The sequence below is a fragment of the Cronobacter sp. HA18003 genome, assembly GCF_011605905.1.
GTDB lineage: Bacteria > Pseudomonadota > Gammaproteobacteria > Enterobacterales > Enterobacteriaceae > Cronobacter > Cronobacter sakazakii.
Window position 1 is genome coordinate 658094 of the sequence record NZ_JAANQO010000011.1, and the last position, 17917, is coordinate 676010.

The following is a 17917-nucleotide window of genomic DNA, read 5'->3' on the forward strand; positions in this document are numbered from 1 at the left end:
CTTGAAGGACTTCATAAAAAAGGAGAGAACATGCTGGCCATTGCAAAACGTACCGCGGTTGGCGCCGCGCTGTTGCTCATTATGCCGCTGGCCGTCTGGATATCAGGCTGGCAGTGGCAGCCAGGCGGCGGTTCGCTATGGCTTAAAATGCTGTTCTGGGTGACAGAAACGGTCACGCAGCCCTGGGGCATTCTGACTCACGTTTTGCTGTGCGGCTGGTTCTTATGGTGTCTGCGCTTCCGGCTGCGCCCGGCGCTGATGCTGTTTGCGATTCTGGGTATCGTCATTATGGCGGGGCAATGGTCTAAATCGCTGATTAAAGAAAGGGTTCAGGAACCGCGCCCGTTCGTCATCTGGCTTGAAAAAAACCGTAACATCCCGGTTGACGAGTTCTACAATTTAAAGCGCAAGGAAAGAGGGGCGCTGGTGAAAGCACAGTTGCAAAACGAGACCGATATCCCGGTCTGGCTGCGTAAACACTGGCAAAAAGAGACCGGTTTCGCGTTTCCGTCCGGGCACACCATGTTTGCCGCAAGCTGGGCGATGCTGGGCTTTGGACTCCTCTGGCCGCGCAGGCGAACCATTACGCTTGTGGTGTTGACCGCCTGGGCTATCGCCGTGATGGGCAGCCGGATGCTGCTCGGTATGCACTGGCCACGCGATCTGGTGGTGGCAACACTGCTCTCCTGGCTGCTGGTGACCATCGCCGCCTGGCTTGCGCAGCGCCTCTGTGGCCCGCTCACGCCGCCGGTGGAAGAGAAAGTCGAAATCGCCCGGCGCGAGACAGAAGAGTGACGGCGGCTTGAGTTTCGCCGTTCCGCCCCTATTAATAAGGGATGTCCTGGCGCTTTATCATTTCACGCAAAAGGTGGAAATGATAACGTATAGCGCGTTGAGCCGAGGCCGGGACATTGGTCGCACAAAACACATACGGGATGTCATGTGAAATATCTGATTATTTTTTTAGTGGTATTAGCGATTTTCGTCGTTTCCGTCACGCTGGGTGCGCAAAACGATCAACAGGTCACCTTTAACTTCCTGCTCGCGCAGGGCGATTATCGTATCTCTACGCTACTGGCGACCTTATTCGGCGCGGGTTTTATCATCGGCTGGATCATCTGTGGACTGTTCTGGTTACGCGTTCGTCTGCAACTGGCGCGCGCCGAACGTAGAATTAAACGCCTTGAGCAGCAGATCGCGCCCGCAGAGCCGGTTCCGGCAAATGCCACTGCGCCTGCTGTTAAGGATTAACCCTCTATGCTGGAGTTGTTGTTTCTGCTGTTGCCTGTCGCCGCTGCGTATGGCTGGTATATGGGCCGCAGAAGTGCGCAACAGGATAAAGAGCAGGAAGCGAATCGCCTGTCACGTGATTACGTCGCAGGGGTAAACTTTCTGCTGTCCAATCAGCAGGATAAAGCGGTGGATCTGTTCCTTGAAATGCTCAAGGAAGATACCGGCACCGTTGAAGCCCACCTGACGCTCGGTAATCTTTTCCGCTCGCGCGGCGAGGTCGACCGGGCTATCCGTATTCACCAGTCGCTGATGGAAAGCGCGTCGCTCACCTACGATCAGCGGCTGCTCGCCGTACAGCAACTGGGCCGCGACTATATGGCCGCAGGCCTCTATGACCGCGCCGAAGGCATGTTTAATCAGCTGGTGGATGAAACCGATTTCCGCGTCGGTGCGCTCCAGCAATTGCTGCAAATCTATCAGGCCACCAGCGACTGGCAGAAAGCCATCGATGCCGCTGAACGGCTGGTTAAGCTTGGCAAAGAGCACCAGCGCGTCGAAATCGCCCATTTTTACTGCGAGCTGGCGCTCCAGGCGATGAGCAATGAAGATATGGATCGCGCCATGTCGCTCCTGAAAAAGGGCGCCGCGGCGGATCGTAACAGCGCGCGCGTCTCGATTATGATGGGTCGCATTTTTATGGCGCGCGGCGATTACGCCCACGCCGTGGAAATGCTGGAGAAGGTCATCAGTCAGGATCGCGAACTGGTGAGCGAAACGCTGGAGATGCTCCAGGTGTGCTATCAGCAGCTTGGTAAACCTGACGAGTGGGCAGAATTCCTCAGACGCTGTGTTGAAGAAAACACCGGCGCGGAAGCGGAGCTGATGCTCGCGCAGGTGCTGGAGCAGCGCGAAGGCGCAGACAGCGCGCAGATCTATATTACGCGCCAGCTGCAACGCCACCCGACGATGCGCGTGTTCCATCGTCTGATGGATTACCACCTGCATGAGGCGGAAGAAGGGCGCGCGAAAGAGAGCCTGATGGTGCTGCGCGATATGGTGGGTGAGCAGGTACGCACCAAGCCGCGCTACCGCTGCCAGAAGTGCGGCTTTACCGCGTTCACGCTCTACTGGCATTGCCCGTCGTGTCGTGCCTGGTCCACCATCAAGCCTATCCGTGGCCTCGACGGCCAGTAAATCATTGTTATCGCTGCCGCACAGTTTGTCGCGGCTTTATTTTGCACGCTTTTTAGTTACAACATACTTTTAGTGTTTGTTTTTGTGCGGCGGCCTCAGCGCAATAGCAACAAACAAGACGTCAGGCAGGGCGATCTTGCCTGTATATTTTCACGGACGGCGGGTAGAATGCTTGCCGTTTATCAATCCCGCGCCACGCCGGTGCGCCTGTCAGAAGGTCTGGTCATGACATCAATTGCCTCATCCTCTCATTCTGTAACCCATTCTCCTGTCGTTGTTGCGCTTGATTACGACAATCGCGACAGCGCGCTGGCCTTTGTGGACGGCATCGATCCGCGCGACTGCCGCCTGAAAGTCGGCAAAGAGATGTTCACGCTGTTTGGACCGCAACTGGTGCGTGATTTGATTACGCGCGGTTTTGACGTCTTTCTGGACCTTAAATTTCACGATATTCCGAACACCACTGCGCGTGCCGTTGCTGCCGCGGCGGAGCTTGGCGTCTGGATGGTGAACGTTCACGCGGGTGGCGGTGCGCGCATGATGACGGCGGCGAAAGAGGCGCTCGCGCCCTTTGGCAAGGACGCGCCGTTACTGATTGCGGTGACGGTTCTGACCAGTATGGAAGCCGAGGATCTGCAAGGGCTTGGTATTACCCTCAGCCCGGCAGAGCAGGCGGAGCGTCTTGCGCGTCTGACTCAGCAGTGTGGTCTGGATGGCGTGGTCTGCTCTGCGCAGGAGGCGGTGCGCTTTAAAGCGGCGTTCGGGCACGAATTTAAACTGGTCACGCCCGGCATTCGTCCGGCGGGGAGCGAGGCTGGCGATCAGCGCCGTATTATGACGCCCGCTGAAGCACAACAGGCGGGCGTGGACTATATGGTCATCGGACGGCCCATCACCCGCGCGGTTAACCCGGCACAGGCGCTGCGCGATATTCTGGCGTCTCTGAAGCAGGAGGGATAATGAGCGATAATAACAGCCGCCTGGTCTATTCCACGGAAACCGGGCGCATTGACGAGCCCAAAGCGGCACCCGCGCGCCCGAAAGGTGACGGCGTGGTGCGTATTCAGCGTCAGACCAGCGGTCGAAAAGGAAAAGGCGTATGCCTTATCACGGGTATTGATGCTGACGATGCGACCTTAAATAGTCTCGCGGCCGAACTTAAGAAAAAATGCGGCTGTGGCGGAGCGGTGAAAGAGGGCGTCATTGAAATTCAGGGCGACAAGCGGGAATTAATTAAAAGCCTGCTTGAGGCAAAAGGAATGAAAGTCAAACTGGCGGGCGGTTAATTGTTAGCCACGGCGAAAGCGCCGTGGCTATTTTGTTATGTTTACTGCGGTATAGCCAGACCTGTAATTATTCGGTGATGCGAGTAATACGTCAAAGCGTTATGCTTTTGCGGGCCGCAGATTAATGAACCTGATGGCCGATAATACCGCCTACCGCTGCGCCGCCGAGGGTGCCTAGCGCGCTGCCGTCGGTCAGCACAGAGCCGCCGATTGCACCTGCACCCGCGCCGATAGCGGTGTTGCGGTCACGTTTAGACCAGTGTGAGCATCCGCTCAGAGAGGCTACCAGAGTTACGGCCAGCACTGCCGCGGCTACTTTTTTGTAATTTAATGACATAATACTTTCTCCTGAATAATTGATTCACGGAAAGGCTGCTCACTTTAAGTATAGTGGCTAAATCACAGCTTAAAGCGCCAGTCCGTGAAACGGTGCAGCGATACGGAATAAAGAATCACGCAGGTGACAATCAACACTCAGTAATATCGCTGAGATTAATTTTAATTTCTTAAGCGAATTCAGACAGGTAAAAAGTCTTAATTGATGCTGAGAATAGTCTCAAGCGAGGCGCGCCAGACACGGCGCGCCAGAAGAATTCAGGCAGGAAAGGGCGAAATGATATCCAGCGTCAGCCCGGAGGCGCTGAGCGCGTCGCGACTGGCCTCGTTCAGGCCATCATCGGTAATAACGCGATTGAAGCGAGAAACCGGGCCAAGCGTATAGGGATGCACCGCGCCGAATTTACTGCTGTCGGTGAGGATAATCGCCTCGCTGCCTTTTTCCAGCACCGCATTGACCACGTCGGCGCGCATCATGTCGCGGCCCGTAAAGCCGGTTTCTGGCGACCAGCCGTCAATCCCGATAAAGGCTTTGCTGAAGTGCACCTGTGAGATGTACTGGCGCGTCAACGGGCCCACCATGGTTTCGCTTTTTTTCTGGTAGATGCCGCCGAGCAGGATAATTTCGCATGACGTTTCTTTCAGCAGGTGCGCGATAAAACTGCTCACGGTGATTAGCGTAATTTTCTTTTGCTCAGCCAGCGCTCGCGCCAGCAGGGCGTTGGTACTGCCGTTTTCGATAAACACCGTTTCGCCATCATTCACCAACGAGCACGCGAAATCCGCGAGCCTGCGCTTGAGCGCGAAATTGTTCATCATGCGGGTTTCCACGTCGTCGCTGTCGAGCGGTACAGCAAACCCGTGAGTGCGGCGCAGATAGCTCTGCTTTTCAAGAAGGTTCAGATCCTGACGAATGGTGACTTCGGAGACGCCGGTGATTTTTGCCAGTTCCGCCACGCTCATGCGGCCGCGGTCTATCACCATCTGTAAAATGATTTGTTGTCGGGAGTTCATATCTGCATCGTTATGCGCGGTGGCGTGACGCCACCGCGGATTCATTTAAAGCGTATGTTCGGTACGGGCGATAATATCATCCTGCGCATCAGGGGATAAGGCCGTAAAGAACGCGGAGTAACCCGCCACGCGCACGACCAGATCGCGGTACTTGTCCGGATGTGCTTTGGCGTCCAGCAGGGTTTCACGCGAGACAATGTTGTACTGAACGTGCCATCCCTTATGCACTTCAAAGAAAGTGCGCAGCATCTGCATCAGTTTTTGGCGATCGCGTAAGTTATCCAGTGTGGACGGGTTAAGCTTCTGATTCAACAGCACGCCGCCAAGTATTTTCGCCACCGGCAATTTCCCGACCGAGTTAATCACCGCGGTTGGCCCCAGACGGTCCGTACCTGACGCCGGGCTTGCGCCTTCAGCGAGCGGCGTTCTGGCTTTGCGCCCGTCCGGCGTTGCCATCGTCGCCGCGCCAAAAGGCACGTTCGCGGAGATAGACGACGTACCCGCGTAGTAGGTGCCGCCGATGGGGCCGCGCCCGAAGCGGGTGTTGTGATAGTGCTTCAGCTCGTCGATGTATGTCTGGTAGGCGCGCGCCAGCAGCAGATCGACATCGTCGTCGTCATTGCCATATTTCGGCGCGCTGTTTATCAGGCGCTGGCGCAGTTGCTCGCCGGTCAGCCCTTCAAAATCGTTATTCAGCGCCTGCGCCAGCTGCGGCTGCGTCACCACGCCCTGTTCAAACACCAGTCTGCGCACGGCTGCCAGACTGTTGCCGAGGTTGGCGATCCCCACCTGTAGCCCCGATACCCAGTCATATTTCGCGCCGCCCTGCTTAATGCTCTTGCCGCGCTCAATGCAGTCATCGACCAGCGCCGAGCAGATAATATCGTGCGCGTTCTCTTCAAGAACGGTGTCCACCACGCACTCGATTTCAATTGATTTGCGGGTGTAGTAGCGGATCTGGTTATCCCAGGCGTCCATCACTTCACTGAAATGGCTGAAATTCCCGGCGGAAAGCGCTTTTTCCTGCGGCAGGAAAACCTTGCCGGTCGTCGCGTCGCGACCGCCTTCCAGCGCCGCCAGCATCACGCGGGCGAAGTTAATAAAGCTCATGCCGGTGCAGCGATAACCCCATTTGCCGCCGACCGCCGTTTCAATGCAGCCGATGGCCGCGTAGTCGTAGGCGTCTTCACGGCTGACGCCAAGCTTAATAAATTCGTCGATAACGATTTCATCGTTATTAAACGCGGGCATCCCGAAGCCGCAGCGGATCACCTGGACGCAGGCGTCGAGGAATTCGTTACTCATTCCGGCGTGGTAGCGCACGCTGAGGTTTGGCTGGGTGGAGCGCAGACGACCGCACGATTCCAGCACAGCCCACGAGAGCGGGTTGACCGCATCCACCGGCTCGCCGTTAAGCAGGCGTTGCCCGCCAATCGTCACGTTCTGGTACAGCGGGCTGCCCGCTGAGGCTTTCGAGTGTGAGCCGGAGCGGATTTTGTTGACCTCCAGCAGCTTCAGCCAGCAACTCTGCAACAGCTCGATGGCGAGCTCGCGCTCCAGGGTTTGTTCAAGTTCCACATCGCGGCGATACCAGGGATAGAGATATTGATCGAGACGACCAAACGACACGGAATGCCCGTTGGACTCAATCTGTAATACCAGCTGCACGAAATAGCAGAGCTGTAACGCCTGCCAGAAAGACGCAGGCGGCTGGTGCGCGATATGCTCGCAATTCGCCGCGATAGCGAGCAACTCATCACGACGCGCCGGACGGCTCTCCTCTTGCGCCATTTGCGAGGCCAGCGCCGCGTAACGCAGGATATGCTCGCTGAGCGCGCTAAAAGTAATGTCGATCGCTTTCAGGAACTGTTCTTTGTGCAGATCGCCCTGATCGGTCAGCAGCAGGCGCGCGCGGCGCTCCGCCACTTTGGCACGCAGGCCGTCGAGACCTTTTTCCAGCAGCAGCGGGAAATTCACCGCCAGATGCGCGTCGCCGGAAGTCATATTGCCTTCCGCTTTAATAATGCCCGATGCCAGCAGTTCTTTTTGCTCATCGGTAAACATGCCGTAGCAGCGATCCTGCACGGTCTGGCCGCGCCACCACGGGCAGATTTCATGCATCACGGTTTTATCCTGCGGGCTGACGGAGAACCCGGCGCCGGGGCGGTCGGCGAGATCGTCTATCTCTTTCTCAATCCAACTGACGGTATATTCCGGGAAGAAGGGGGCGGCGCGCACCTGGCTTGCCTGATTGCCGACAATCAGCTCGTCATGCTTGATCCAGAGGGTGCGGTTCGCCAGGTGGTACGCCAGCGCGAGCGCGCGGCGTACCGGCAGCGGTTTATCCTGATGCTGCTGGTACATGGCGGTGTAATGCTGCGCGCGCTCGGTACAAACCGGTGGACGCACGATTTGCACCAGCGCCGCTTTGTGGGCTTTGATGCGCTCGGGAAGAAAAGTGAGGTTGAGCTCAGTCATGATGGTTATCCTCTTATCCATGCGGTGAGTCCTTTCTGGCGGGCGTAATCTTCGGCAAATGCCAGCAGCACCGGTTCGTCGAGCGGCGTGGCGGGTGCCAGATAGGGCCAGTCCAGCAGGCGGTACTTGTTGATGCCAAGGGTGTGGTAGGGCAAAAAATGAATGTCGCGGGCGCCGGTTTCATCGGCCGCGAAATCCGTGATGGCGCGAATGGAAGCTTCATCGGCGTTAAAACCGGGGATCAGCGGCACGCGAATGGTCATTTTCACGCCCGCCGCGGCCAGCCGCCGGAAATTATCCAGCACCCGTTCGGCGCTGCCGTCTGTCCAGGCGTGAAAGCGCTTCGGATCGACATGCTTTAGGTCAGCCAAAAGAAGATCAAGAAACGGCAGCGACGGGGCGATATGTTTCCACGGCACATGCAGACAGGATTCCACCGCCGTATGGATACCCGCTTCACGACTGCGCTGTAACAGCGCTTTCGCCATCTCCGGCTGCATGAACGGCTCGCCGCCAGAGAGCGTGATGCCGCCGCCGCTGCGGGCGTAGAAAGGACGATCGCGCAGCACGGTGTCCATGATTGCCTCAACGCTTCGGGATTCGCCACAGACGCTCAGCGCCTGCGTGGGGCAGCAGTCGGTCAGCGCATCGAGCGCGGTGTCATCAAGGGCTTCCCGGTTGATGACCAGCGCGTCACCCCGGCGGCTAATCGCCTGCGGGCATGCCGCTTTACAAAGCTCGCAGCCTTGCAGGCACAGCCGTGCATCAAACAGCACATCACGCTGGCGGCGACGGCTTTCGGGGTTCTGGCACCAGCGGCAGCCGAGCGAACAGCCCTTGAGGAAAACTACTGTCCGTATACCTGGCCCGTCATGAGTGGAATAGCGTTGCAGATTAAAAATCATCGTCGTCATGCCTGTTAAGTTTCATTAGAAAATAATGTTACTTTCGAATGAAAGTTTTATTGACGACGATCAGCTTTATCTGCACCGGCTGATTTAAGATGGCGGCAATGTTAACTTGCTCAAAACAGGAGTCGTTATGGAACTGTATCTCGACACGGCGGATGTCGCGGCCGTCAAACGTCTGGCGAATATTCTGCCGCTACAGGGCGTCACCACGAACCCTTCCATTGTGGCGCGCGCGGGTGTCAAACTCTGGGATCTGCTCCCCGCATTGCAGGAGGCGCTGAACGGCGAGGGCAAACTTTTTGCGCAGGTCGTGGCGTCAGACACGGCGCAAATGGTTCGAGAGGCGGAACAGCTGGCGCAGCGCGTACCGGGTCTGGTAGTGAAAATTCCGGTCACGCAGGCGGGGCTTGCGGCAATGAAAATTCTTAAACCGTCCGGCATTCCACTGCTCGGCACCGCGGTTTATGGCGCGCTGCAAGGCTTAATGGCGGCGCTGGCGGGTGCGGAATATGTCGCGCCTTATGTCAATCGTCTGGATGCGCAGGGCGGTGACGGCGTGGCGACGGTCAGTGAATTGCAGGAGCTGCTAACGCTGCATGCGCCGCAATCAAAAGTGCTGGCGGCGAGTTTCCGCACGCCGCAGCAGGCGCTTGGCTGCCTGCTCGCCGGGTGTCAGTCCATTACGCTGCCGCTGGATGTCGCGGAGCAGTTACTGAATACGCCTGCCGTCGCGGCGGCGGTTGACGGCTTCGGGCGTGAATGGCAGCAGGCGTTCGGCACGCTCAGTTTGTAAGCTCGTTAAGGCGTCAGATTTCCCAGGGCGCCTTCTGTTTTTTCTCCCCCGGTTCATCATTCTGCTGGCTCTGCGCCAGCAGTTCCGCCTTCAGAATTTCCAGATTATGAATGGCGGAGTGGTAATCGCCCGCCACCAGAATATCCAGAACGGTATCGATACGATCAGCCAGCTGCTGCGGATTTACTGTCGGCATAATGCTTCCTTTTTACGGTCAGAACCGTTTCATGATGCAGAAAAGCGGCGTCAAAGAGAAGCCGTTCGCCCTCTTAATACACTACCAGAATCAATCATTTCGCTTTAACAGATAAATAATGGTTATAAAACAAGCCGGCTCCCCGTGCAAAGCGATGCTGTGAATTAGTCTGATCCTGCGCATAACGCGTTAACTTACATGAGGAAAGACTATGTCAGTATTCAACCAATCGACCTGCAAACTCTTTACCGATACAGCGCGTTTTACTCAACTTTCCGGCTTTTACGAGGAAGAACGCCGCATTATCTGGATGATGTTGCGGGCCCAGCCGCGTCCCTGTTTTAACCACGCGCTCATTGAAGAAATCATGAATCTCAGCTATCTGGTGCAGGAGGCCAGACTGGAGGTGGATTTCTGGGTGACCGGATCGCTGGTCCCCGGCATGTATAACACCGGCGGCGATTTGCAGTTTTTTGTGGACTGCATCCGCAACGGCAGGCGAGAAGCGCTGCGTGCCTATGCGCGCGCCTGCGTGGATTGCGTACACGCCGCCTCGCGCGGTTTTGACTGCGGTGCCATCAGTCTTGCGATGGTGGAAGGCAGCGCGCTCGGCGGCGGTTTCGAAGCGGCGCTGGCGCACCATTTCGTGCTGGCCCAGCGCGATGTCCGCATGGGGTTCCCGGAGATTGCCTTTAATCTCTTCCCCGGGATGGGGGGCTATTCCCTGGTGACACGCCGCGCCGGGATGCGACTTGCCGAAGAGCTTATCTGGCAGGGCGAATCACATACCGCCGAGTGGTATCAGCCGCAGGGGCTGGTGGATCTGCTCTTTGAACCAGGGCAGGGATTTGTGGCGACACGTACCTTCATCGATACGCTTAAACCGCGCCTGAATGGGGTGAGGGCGATGCTTCGCGCGCGGCAGCGCGTGCTGCGCCTCTCGCGCAATGAACTGATGGAAATTACCGAAGACTGGGTGGATGCGGCGTTCAGTCTTGAGCCTAAAGACGTCAGCTACATGGAGCGCCTGATCCAGCTACAAAACCGTCACACCGCCGCAGCCCTGCGTAAGGCAGGCTAACGGCCATTCCTCAGACGCCGTTTACGGCGTCTGTTTCCCGGCCTGATAGCACTGATACCAGTGTTCAAGCTCGGTTGCCGTCATCGGACGGGCGAACAGAAATCCCTGACGTTGATCGACACCGTTTTGCATCAGAAACGCATCTTCTTCTTCACTTTCCACGCCTTCGGCGATCACCTGCAAATCCAGCGCTTTTGCCACTGCGACGATGGCGTGAACCAGCGATTGCGACACGGGCTGCTTATGGACATCGCGCACAAAGCTTTGATCGAGCTTAATGGCATCCAGCGGAAATCGCGCCAGCTGCGATAGGGACGAATAGCCGGTGCCGAAATCATCCAGATGTACCTGCGCCCCCAGCGCGCTAAATTCATTAATCACCGACAGCGCCAGCTCGGCGTTTTCAATCAGGCAGCTTTCGGTGATCTCGACGTCAATGGGGCTTTGGGTGAAGTGCATGTCAGTCAGCGCCTGACGCAGATCGCTTATCAGCGTCTGGTCGGCGAGCTGGCGCGCTGACACGTTCACCGCAACCCGCAGCTCAATGCCCGCATCGCGCCACTTCGCCACCTGACGCACCACATCGAGCATCACCCAGCGCCCGAGCGGTACGATAAGCCCGGACTCTTCGGCGTAGGAGATAAAATCGAGTGGCGAAATCAGCCCGCGCTCCGGCGACTGCCAGCGCACCAGCGCTTCCAGACTGTGAACGACGCCGTTGGCCAACATTTTCGGCTGGTAGTGAATAACCAGCTGATTTTTCTCAAGCGCCTTACGCAGATTGGTGTCAAGCCAGAGATATTCGAACACCCGCTGGTTCATCTCCGGGCAAAAGACGCAGAATTTACCGCGCCCGTTCTCTTTGGCGGTGTACATCGCCGTATCGGCGTTGCGGATGACGCTCTCGCGGTCTTCGCCATGCTGAGGCGCGAGGGCAATGCCGAGCGAGCAACCGGTATAGACTTCAATCAGCCCGATACGAAACGGGTGCTTCAGCCGGGAGATGATTCGTGAGGACATCGCCTCCAGCGCCGCCTGCGAGGTATCGGTCGCCATCACGAGAAACTCGTCGCCACCGAGCCGCGCCAGCACCTGATCTTTTTCAAGGCAGCTTAAAATCGCGAGCGACACCGCCTGGAGAAGCTGGTCGCCGAACATATGCCCGTAGGCGTCGTTCACTTTCTTGAAATTGTCGAGATCGAGATAGACCACACCCACCTGTGTATCGCCGCGTTTAGCAATGGCGTCGCTTATCATATCAAGAATAGCGTTGCGGTTGGGCAGGCCGGTAATGGCGTCGGTATTGGCCAGCACGCGCAGGCGCTCCTGCGCGCGGCGCTCTTCGGTAATATCGGTGCCAGAGCAGATCAGGAAAATTTCGTTTCGCCCGCTGCCGCTGTGGACAAATTTATTGCGAAAGAGAAACAGCCGCTGGCCTTTGCGGGTTTTGATCCAGCGCTCGACTTCATACGAGCTGCCGTTGCGAAAAAAACCGGTGATATTGCGCCGCGAGGCGGACGCTTCAGCGGGCGTCATAAAGAGCTTAAAGACATTCTGCCCGATCACTTCCTGTTCTTTCAGGCCTGTATATTCTTCGCTCAGCCGGTTGAAACGCTGAATGTTGCCGTGGCGATCGAGAATAACGATGACCGAATTGGCTTCAGAAACTACCTGTTCGGCGAAGGAAAGCCCTTGTACCAGATCGCGGGCCACCGATGTTGTGTCGTGCCACGCCGACGCCGTGCCCGCCCACTCTTTACGCGACACTTTGCGGCCCACCAGATGCACCGGCACCGGCTCGCCAAACAGCGACAACGAGAGTGTGACGCTTGAGGTGATCACACTCATGGCGCGGATTTGCGCGGCCTGATCCGGCGTGAGCGGCACCACGTGGCTGGTGACGGCCTCTTCGCTGGCGGCGAGCTGTAGCGCGTTGCTGTCCAGCGGCAGCCGCCAGAAAGGACTGGCGGCACCGCAGTAGCGGTACAGCAGATTATTCTCCAGGTCGTCTTTCATGCATTCTCCCGAACCCACACCATGCGCTACGCAAACGGCACAGCCGGACTCTGCCGGCAATAAGAGGCAAAACGTTTGTTTTTACGGGAATATATTGTTGGCGAAGGCGGCAAGCCGGTGTCGGTTACGGCCATTTCGCTTAATTCTCAACGCGTTAAATTACGACGCACTCTGTTAGTGTGATCGTTTTTTGGAAAAATGCCCAAGTGAGACGGGAAAAATGTGCGCGCTCACACAGAGGAAAAGGCGAGGCGTGAGAGAAGAAAAACTCCCCGGCGGGGCCGGGGAGTGGAGGGTCAGGCGACCGGGCGTGCGATGACGCTGCGGGTTTCCATACGCACTTCGGCGATGGTCACGTCGATAACGTCGGTGACTTTATAAACGGTTTCGCCTTTGATCTGTACGGTGCCGTTTTCCTGGCTGCAGACCAGCTCATCGCGCACCGCGTGCAGAAACGGTGCGGGAATAAAGGCGACCGCGCCGTTATCCACCAGACGCACGCGCATGCCGCCGCGGCTGACATCGATAATTTCCGCCGCGAAGCGGCTATCGGTGCCGGCTTTGTCTTTCAGGAAACGGGCATACAGCCAGTCGCCCACATCGCGCTCCGCCATGCGGTTAAGACGACGACGCTCGGCCATCTGCACGGTGGCTTCATCCTGTGGACGCGTAGCGCTTTCGCCTTTGATGATGGCTTTCAGCAGGCGGTGGTTGACCATATCGCCATATTTACGAATCGGCGAAGTCCAGGTCGCATAGGCTTCAAGGCCGAGGCCGAAGTGCGGGCCTGGCTCGGTGCTGATTTCCGCAAACGACTGGAAGCGACGGATGCGGCTGTCGAGGAAACCGGACGGTTGGGCATCCAGCTCGCGGCGAAGCTTGCAGAAGCCCGGCAGCGTCAGCACGTCGTTCGCATCCACATGCATCCCGTGGCTTTGCAGCAGCGTCGCCAGCTGTTCGGTGCTCGCCGGGTCAAAGCCCGCGTGGACGTTGTAAACGCCGAAGCCGAGCTTGTCGCGCAGCACGCGCGCGGCGCAGATATTCGCGGCGATCATCGATTCTTCAACGATACGGTTAGCGATGCGGCGCGGCTCGGCGACGATATCCAGCACTTCGCCTTTCTCGCCCAGCACAAAGCGGTAATCCGGGCGGTCTTTAAACACCAGCGCGTGTTCGGTACGCCAGGCGCTGCGGCGCTGGCAAATCTGTTGCAGCAGGCGGATCTGCGCGGCAATCGCCTCGCTGCCCGGCTGCCAGTCGCCTTTTTCTTCCAGCCAGTCGGAAACGTCGTCATAGGCCAGTTTGGCTTTCGATTCGATGATAGCGGCGAAGAAGTGAATGTCGTCGCTGATAGCGCCATCGGCTTCGATAATCATGCGGCAGACCAGCGCAGGGCGCTGCACGCCTTCGCGCAGCGAGCAGAGGTCGTCAGACAGCTCGCGCGGCAGCATCGGGATGTTAAAGCCCGGCAGGTAATTGGTGAACGCGCGCACTTTAGCGATGTTGTCGAGCTTGCTGCCTTCGGCGATCCACGCGGTCGGGTCGGCGATCGCGACGGTCAGTTGCAGGCGGTCGCCATCCAGCGCTTCCACATACAGCGCATCGTCCATATCTTCGGTGCTGGCGCTGTCGATGGTGACGAAATCCAGCGCGGTTAAATCTTCACGCGTCAGGTTTTCATCCAGCATTTCGGTCGCCACGCCGTCCGGCGCTTCGCGCTCAAGATTGTGGCGTGCCAGCGTCACCCACCACGGCACGAAATGGTCCTCGCCGAAGGTAATAAACTGCGTCAGTTCCGCGTAGAAACCGCGATCGCCTTTCAGCGGATGGCGGCGCATTTCCGCCACCGCCCAGTCGCCATTCTGGAAGTCATGGCTGACGCCGCGTTCAGCGCGGCACGGGATGGCGTCTTTCAGCAGCGGATGATCAGGAACGATAGAGAGACGATCGTCTTTCTTTTGCACCCGGCCCACAAAGCGGGTCAGGAAGGGTTCGATAAGCTCTTCGGGCTCGGCGGATTCTTTTTCCTTTTCCGTATGGATAACGGCAATGACGCGATCGCCGTGCATCACTTTCTTCATCTGCGGCGGCGGAATGAAGTAGCTTTTCTGCGCGTCAACCTCAAGGAAACCAAAACCTTTTTCCGTGGCTTTTACTACCCCTTCGGCGCGCGGCGTCTGGGAATGCAGTTGCTGTTTAAGCTGCGCAAGCAGCGGGTTATCCTGAAACATAGTGTCGAATTTTCGTGGCCAAAAGAGCGGCTGACAGTTTTACGCGATTGCGCGCCTCCCGGCAAGCGCTCTTTAGGCCGCAGCGGGCTATGCGACGACGCCAAGACCAAGCCGCAGACGGTTTACCCAGCCGCAAAGGCTACCGAAGGCGAGCAGACGTAGCGCGTCCTGCGCGTCGAAACCGGCCTCAATCAGCGGCTCAAGCTGTGCGTGGCCAAACCGCGCCGGGGCACGGGTCAACATCTGCATCGCCTGAATCATCGCGCGCGCTCTGGGGTGATTATGGCTCCAGGCCTGCAGCGCCCGTTCACCGTTGTGCGCCGCATCCGCAAGCCCTGGCTCGTCGCGCAGGCGCAGCGCGGCCTCGTCAAAACAGCTGGCGCTGCCGTTGATACGCGCCGATACCAGCGCCACCAGCGCAGCGTCAGCCGCATCCTCCGGCCTTTGCAGAGTGGCGAGCAAGGCGGCGAGACCCTCTAATGCGTTCGCGTCATGGGCCAGCAGAGAGAGCATCGGTTGCAGCAGCGGCTCATCCAGCGCCGCGTTATAAGCCGCCTGCTGGTCGGCGCTGGCCCAGCCCATTTCGAGCGCCGGGAGATCGGGCTGCCAGCGCGATTCAGCGGCGCTAAAGAGTGAGGCGGGCGCGTCCTGTTGCATGTCGATGCCCGGCAACCAGCGCGCCGGCTGGCCGGGCTGTGCCTGTAACAGCGCCACCGCGCGGGCCTGAAAGCCTACGAAACCAATAATCTGCGTAAACGTGACGATGTCATGCACCGACAGCCCGGCGTCTTCCAGTTGCGCGCGCGCCGCGCTGTCAATCAGGGTGGGCTGACTGGCGAGCTGACGCGCGGTCTGGGTGAGCAGCGTCAGGCGGCGGTTGCTTTCCCGCGAGGAATCCGGCCCCGGCTCGGGCGCCAGACGGGCGGCGTAATGGTTGCACAACCGCTGCACGCCGCAGACCTGTGCGACGGTTAAGGCGGCGCTGAGGCGGTCATAGACGCTCAGCGTATGAAGACGGGTGACGTCGCGTTTATCAGGCAGCAGAGAAGGGATAAGCGCGCGTGCGGCGTCGCACCACGGCGCGTGGGCGGCGATGTTCGCGTCGTCCAGCGGCAGGTCGAGCAGAAAACGGTCCTCCACCTTTGCGGTTTCGGGAACTAACGGCAGCGGATCTGCCGGACAGAGGCTGGACTGGGTTTCATGATACCAGTGGCTTTTGCCGGTAAGGCGGCGTTGTTCCATGGTCGTTCCTTGTCTGAAAATGAGCGCCCGGAACGGCGGAAACAATACGCAGCGCCGGGCAGGTCACGCACGACTATCCTGGCGTAACACTTCACGGCGATAAAAGATTGTTCGGTGATAACAAATATCAGAAAGGCATAAATAAAAAGGGCAGGTTGAAAACCTGCCCTTTGGCGATAAACCGGAGGATTATTTCAGTTCCAGCTCGTTCATCGCTGCGATGCTGAAGCCGCCGTCAACGTGAACCACTTCGCCGGTGATACCGCCGGAGAGATCGGAACACAGGAACGCCGCGGAGTTACCCACGTCTTCGATGGTGACGGTGCGACGGATCGGGGTGACCGCTTCGCAGTGCGCCAGCATCTTACGGAAATCTTTAATGCCGGAAGCCGCGAGCGTGCGGATCGGGCCTGCGGAGATAGCGTTAACGCGCACGCCTTCCGGACCCATCGCGTTCGCCATGTAGCGCACGTTAGCTTCGAGAGACGCTTTCGCCAGACCCATCACGTTGTAGTTCGGGATAGCGCGCTCTGCGCCGAGGTAAGAGAGCGTCAGCAGCGCCGCGTTCGGGTTCAGCATAGAACGGCATGCTTTCGCCATTGCCACAAAGCTGTATGCGCTGATGTCGTGCGCGATTTTGAAGCCTTCACGGGTCACGGCGTTAACGTAGTCGCCATCCAACTGGTCAGCCGGCGCGAAACCGATGGAGTGTACGAAACCGTCAAATTTCGGCCAGACTTTGGCAAGCTCGGTGAACAGCGCGTCGATGCTTTCATCTTCCGCAACGTCACACGGCAGCACGATGCTGGAGTCCAGTTGAGCGGCAAACTCTTCCACGCGGCCTTTCAGCTTGTCGTTCTGGTAGGTGAACGCCAGTTCAGCCCCTTCACGGTGCATTGCCTGTGCGATACCGTATGCGATGGACAGTTTGCTGGCTACGCCAGTCACCAGAATGCGCTTACCGGTAAGAAAACCCATAGCTTTTAATCCTTATCGTCATTGTTATGGCGGCTGGCCGAAAGCGCCAGCCGTCGTTAAAACGCGGCGATTCTAACATGACTCGCCGGAGGAGTTAATCCGACCACTACAGATGGTGGATTAGCGGTCTTTTCGCCAGGCGTCGGCGGTTAAGGCTTCGCCGAAATGACTGGCGATAAGCCGTTTGGTTAAATCGTGCAGCGGCGAGGCGAGAACGTCGGCCGTGCTGCCGCGCTCCACCACTTCGCCCTGATGCATCACCATCACCTGATCGCTGATGTGTTTCATCATGCCGATGTGCTGGGTGACATAAATATAAGAGATACCCTGTTTTTCCTGTAATTCCAGCATCAGGTTGATTAACTGCGAACGCATCGACATATCAAGCGACGCCAGCGCTTCGTCGGCGATAATGACTTTCGGGCGCAGGATCAGCGCGCGCGCGAGGCCCAGACGCTGTTTCTGGCCCGGGGCCAGCATATGCGGATAGTAACTCACGTGATCGGGCAGCAGTCCGACCATGCGCAGCGTCTCTTTAATGCGCTTCGCGCGGGCTTCCGGCTCCAGATCGGTGTTGAGCCGCAGCGGGAAGTCGAGAATTTGCGAAATCCGCTGGCGCGGGTTGAGCGACGTCGACGGATCCTGAAAAATCATGCGAATGCGCTGACTGCGAAACGAATAATCGCCAAACGTCAGCGGATGATCGTCAATCACCAGTTCGCCCGTGGTGGGGGCGACCATACCGACCAGCATTTTGGCAAGCGTGGATTTACCCGAGCCGTTCTCGCCGATAATAGCGAGCGTCTGGCGCTCGCGCAGGGTAAAGCTCAGCGGTTTCACCGCCTCGACGGTCTGGCGGCGAAACCAGCCGGTGCGATAGCGATAAGTTTTACTCAGGTTGCGAACCTGCAACAGCGTTTCCACCATT

The 17917-nt window shown here is 58.0% G+C and carries 17 protein-coding genes; 7 read left to right on the plus strand and 10 right to left on the minus strand.

What is annotated here, in order from left to right:
* Positions 1–30 precede the first annotated feature (30 nt).
* The 5 genes from pgpB to yciH all read left to right on the plus strand — a co-directional run bounded on the left by pgpB (position 31) and on the right by yciH (position 3713).
* Positions 31–795 carry a phosphatidylglycerophosphatase B gene (gene pgpB, locus G6041_RS04125; protein ID WP_004387673.1) on the plus strand — a complete coding sequence of 255 codons (765 nt, stop codon included), beginning with the start codon at positions 31–33 and terminating at the stop codon, positions 793–795.
* 147 nt (positions 796–942) lie between these two features.
* Entirely contained in the window at positions 943–1251 is a 309-nt protein-coding gene (locus tag G6041_RS04130; protein ID WP_012124576.1) for a LapA family protein, read from the plus strand.
* 6 nt (positions 1252–1257) lie between these two features.
* A complete protein-coding gene (gene lapB / locus G6041_RS04135; RefSeq protein ID WP_004387675.1) occupies positions 1258–2427 on the plus strand; it encodes a lipopolysaccharide assembly protein LapB in 1170 nt (389 codons plus the stop codon).
* A gap of 225 nt (positions 2428–2652) precedes the next feature.
* Entirely contained in the window at positions 2653–3387 is a 735-nt protein-coding gene (pyrF, locus tag G6041_RS04140) for an orotidine-5'-phosphate decarboxylase (protein ID WP_104668998.1), read from the plus strand.
* Entirely contained in the window at positions 3387–3713 is a 327-nt protein-coding gene (gene yciH / locus G6041_RS04145; RefSeq protein ID WP_004386702.1) for a stress response translation initiation inhibitor YciH, read from the plus strand. Before pyrF ends, yciH begins: the two co-directional genes overlap by 1 nt.
* Positions 3714–3834: 121 nt before the next feature.
* On the opposite strand, the gene osmB is transcribed toward yciH, so the two are convergent.
* The 4 genes from osmB to G6041_RS04165 form a co-directional block, all read right to left on the minus strand.
* Entirely contained in the window at positions 3835–4050 is a 216-nt protein-coding gene (gene osmB, locus G6041_RS04150; protein ID WP_007868243.1) for an osmotically-inducible lipoprotein OsmB, read from the minus strand.
* Between the two features lie 257 nt (positions 4051–4307).
* Positions 4308–5063: a DNA-binding transcriptional regulator YciT gene (gene yciT, locus G6041_RS04155; protein ID WP_004386704.1), complete on the minus strand. Its 756-nt coding sequence runs from the start codon at positions 5061–5063 to the stop codon at positions 4308–4310.
* Positions 5064–5108: 45 nt separating this feature from the next.
* On the minus strand, positions 5109–7541 hold the full coding sequence (locus G6041_RS04160) for a formate C-acetyltransferase/glycerol dehydratase family glycyl radical enzyme (protein ID WP_041460484.1): 2433 nt from the start codon (positions 7539–7541) through the stop codon (positions 5109–5111).
* A 5-nt stretch (positions 7542–7546) separates the two neighbouring features.
* Positions 7547–8446, minus strand: a complete 900-nt coding sequence (locus tag G6041_RS04165; RefSeq protein WP_007901601.1) for a glycyl-radical enzyme activating protein — start codon at positions 8444–8446, stop codon at positions 7547–7549.
* A gap of 136 nt (positions 8447–8582) precedes the next feature.
* Between G6041_RS04165 and fsa the strand changes: the two genes are divergently transcribed.
* Complete coding sequence (fsa, locus tag G6041_RS04170) at positions 8583–9245, plus strand: fructose-6-phosphate aldolase (protein WP_007901598.1); 663 nt, start codon at positions 8583–8585, stop codon at positions 9243–9245.
* Between the two features lie 13 nt (positions 9246–9258).
* Here fsa and G6041_RS04175 read toward each other — a convergent pair whose 3' ends face one another.
* Positions 9259–9441 (minus strand): YciZ family protein, encoded by a 183-nt coding sequence (locus G6041_RS04175; protein WP_004386706.1) that lies wholly within the window; start codon positions 9439–9441, stop codon positions 9259–9261.
* A gap of 211 nt (positions 9442–9652) precedes the next feature.
* Here G6041_RS04175 and G6041_RS04180 point away from each other — a divergent pair, with 211 nt between their 5' ends.
* Positions 9653–10522, plus strand: a complete 870-nt coding sequence (locus G6041_RS04180; protein ID WP_004386707.1) for a crotonase/enoyl-CoA hydratase family protein — start codon at positions 9653–9655, stop codon at positions 10520–10522.
* A gap of 21 nt (positions 10523–10543) precedes the next feature.
* Here G6041_RS04180 and pdeR read toward each other — a convergent pair whose 3' ends face one another.
* From pdeR to sapF, 5 genes are all read right to left on the minus strand, one after another.
* Complete coding sequence (gene pdeR / locus G6041_RS04185) at positions 10544–12538, minus strand: cyclic di-GMP phosphodiesterase (protein WP_012124581.1); 1995 nt, start codon at positions 12536–12538, stop codon at positions 10544–10546.
* A gap of 296 nt (positions 12539–12834) precedes the next feature.
* Positions 12835–14769, minus strand: coding sequence for an exoribonuclease II (locus G6041_RS04190; RefSeq protein WP_012124582.1), 1935 nt, complete (start codon positions 14767–14769; stop codon positions 12835–12837).
* 87 nt (positions 14770–14856) lie between these two features.
* The gene (locus tag G6041_RS04195; protein WP_012124583.1) at positions 14857–16011 is read right to left on the minus strand and encodes a carboxymuconolactone decarboxylase family protein; all 1155 of its coding nucleotides are present in this window, start codon (positions 16009–16011) and stop codon (positions 14857–14859) included.
* A 189-nt stretch (positions 16012–16200) separates the two neighbouring features.
* A complete protein-coding gene (fabI, locus tag G6041_RS04200; protein ID WP_004385358.1) occupies positions 16201–16989 on the minus strand; it encodes an enoyl-ACP reductase FabI in 789 nt (262 codons plus the stop codon).
* A gap of 120 nt (positions 16990–17109) precedes the next feature.
* Entirely contained in the window at positions 17110–17916 is an 807-nt protein-coding gene (gene sapF, locus G6041_RS04205; protein ID WP_012124584.1) for a putrescine export ABC transporter ATP-binding protein SapF, read from the minus strand.
* Between the last annotated feature and the right edge of the window lies 1 nt (position 17917).

Excerpts from the sequence above, each read along its gene's own strand:
- pgpB (WP_004387673.1), top strand. The coding sequence starts at position 31 with ATGCTGGCCATTGCAAAACGTACCGCGGTTGGCGCCGCGCTGTTGCTC.
- lapB (WP_004387675.1), top strand. The coding sequence starts at position 1,258 with ATGCTGGAGTTGTTGTTTCTGCTGTTGCCTGTCGCCGCTGCGTATGGC.
- pyrF (WP_104668998.1), top strand. The coding sequence starts at position 2,653 with ATGACATCAATTGCCTCATCCTCTCATTCTGTAACCCATTCTCCTGTC.
- yciH (WP_004386702.1), top strand. The coding sequence starts at position 3,387 with ATGAGCGATAATAACAGCCGCCTGGTCTATTCCACGGAAACCGGGCGC.
- osmB (WP_007868243.1), bottom strand. The coding sequence starts at position 4,050 with ATGTCATTAAATTACAAAAAAGTAGCCGCGGCAGTGCTGGCCGTAACT.
- yciT (WP_004386704.1), bottom strand. The coding sequence starts at position 5,063 with ATGAACTCCCGACAACAAATCATTTTACAGATGGTGATAGACCGCGGC.
- G6041_RS04160 (WP_041460484.1), bottom strand. The coding sequence starts at position 7,541 with ATGACTGAGCTCAACCTCACTTTTCTTCCCGAGCGCATCAAAGCCCAC.
- G6041_RS04165 (WP_007901601.1), bottom strand. The coding sequence starts at position 8,446 with ATGATTTTTAATCTGCAACGCTATTCCACTCATGACGGGCCAGGTATA.
- fsa (WP_007901598.1), top strand. The coding sequence starts at position 8,583 with ATGGAACTGTATCTCGACACGGCGGATGTCGCGGCCGTCAAACGTCTG.
- G6041_RS04175 (WP_004386706.1), bottom strand. The coding sequence starts at position 9,441 with ATGCCGACAGTAAATCCGCAGCAGCTGGCTGATCGTATCGATACCGTT.
- G6041_RS04180 (WP_004386707.1), top strand. The coding sequence starts at position 9,653 with ATGTCAGTATTCAACCAATCGACCTGCAAACTCTTTACCGATACAGCG.
- pdeR (WP_012124581.1), bottom strand. The coding sequence starts at position 12,538 with ATGAAAGACGACCTGGAGAATAATCTGCTGTACCGCTACTGCGGTGCC.
- G6041_RS04190 (WP_012124582.1), bottom strand. The coding sequence starts at position 14,769 with ATGTTTCAGGATAACCCGCTGCTTGCGCAGCTTAAACAGCAACTGCAT.
- G6041_RS04195 (WP_012124583.1), bottom strand. The coding sequence starts at position 16,011 with ATGGAACAACGCCGCCTTACCGGCAAAAGCCACTGGTATCATGAAACC.
- fabI (WP_004385358.1), bottom strand. The coding sequence starts at position 16,989 with ATGGGTTTTCTTACCGGTAAGCGCATTCTGGTGACTGGCGTAGCCAGC.
- sapF (WP_012124584.1), bottom strand. The coding sequence starts at position 17,916 with ATGGTGGAAACGCTGTTGCAGGTTCGCAACCTGAGTAAAACTTATCGC.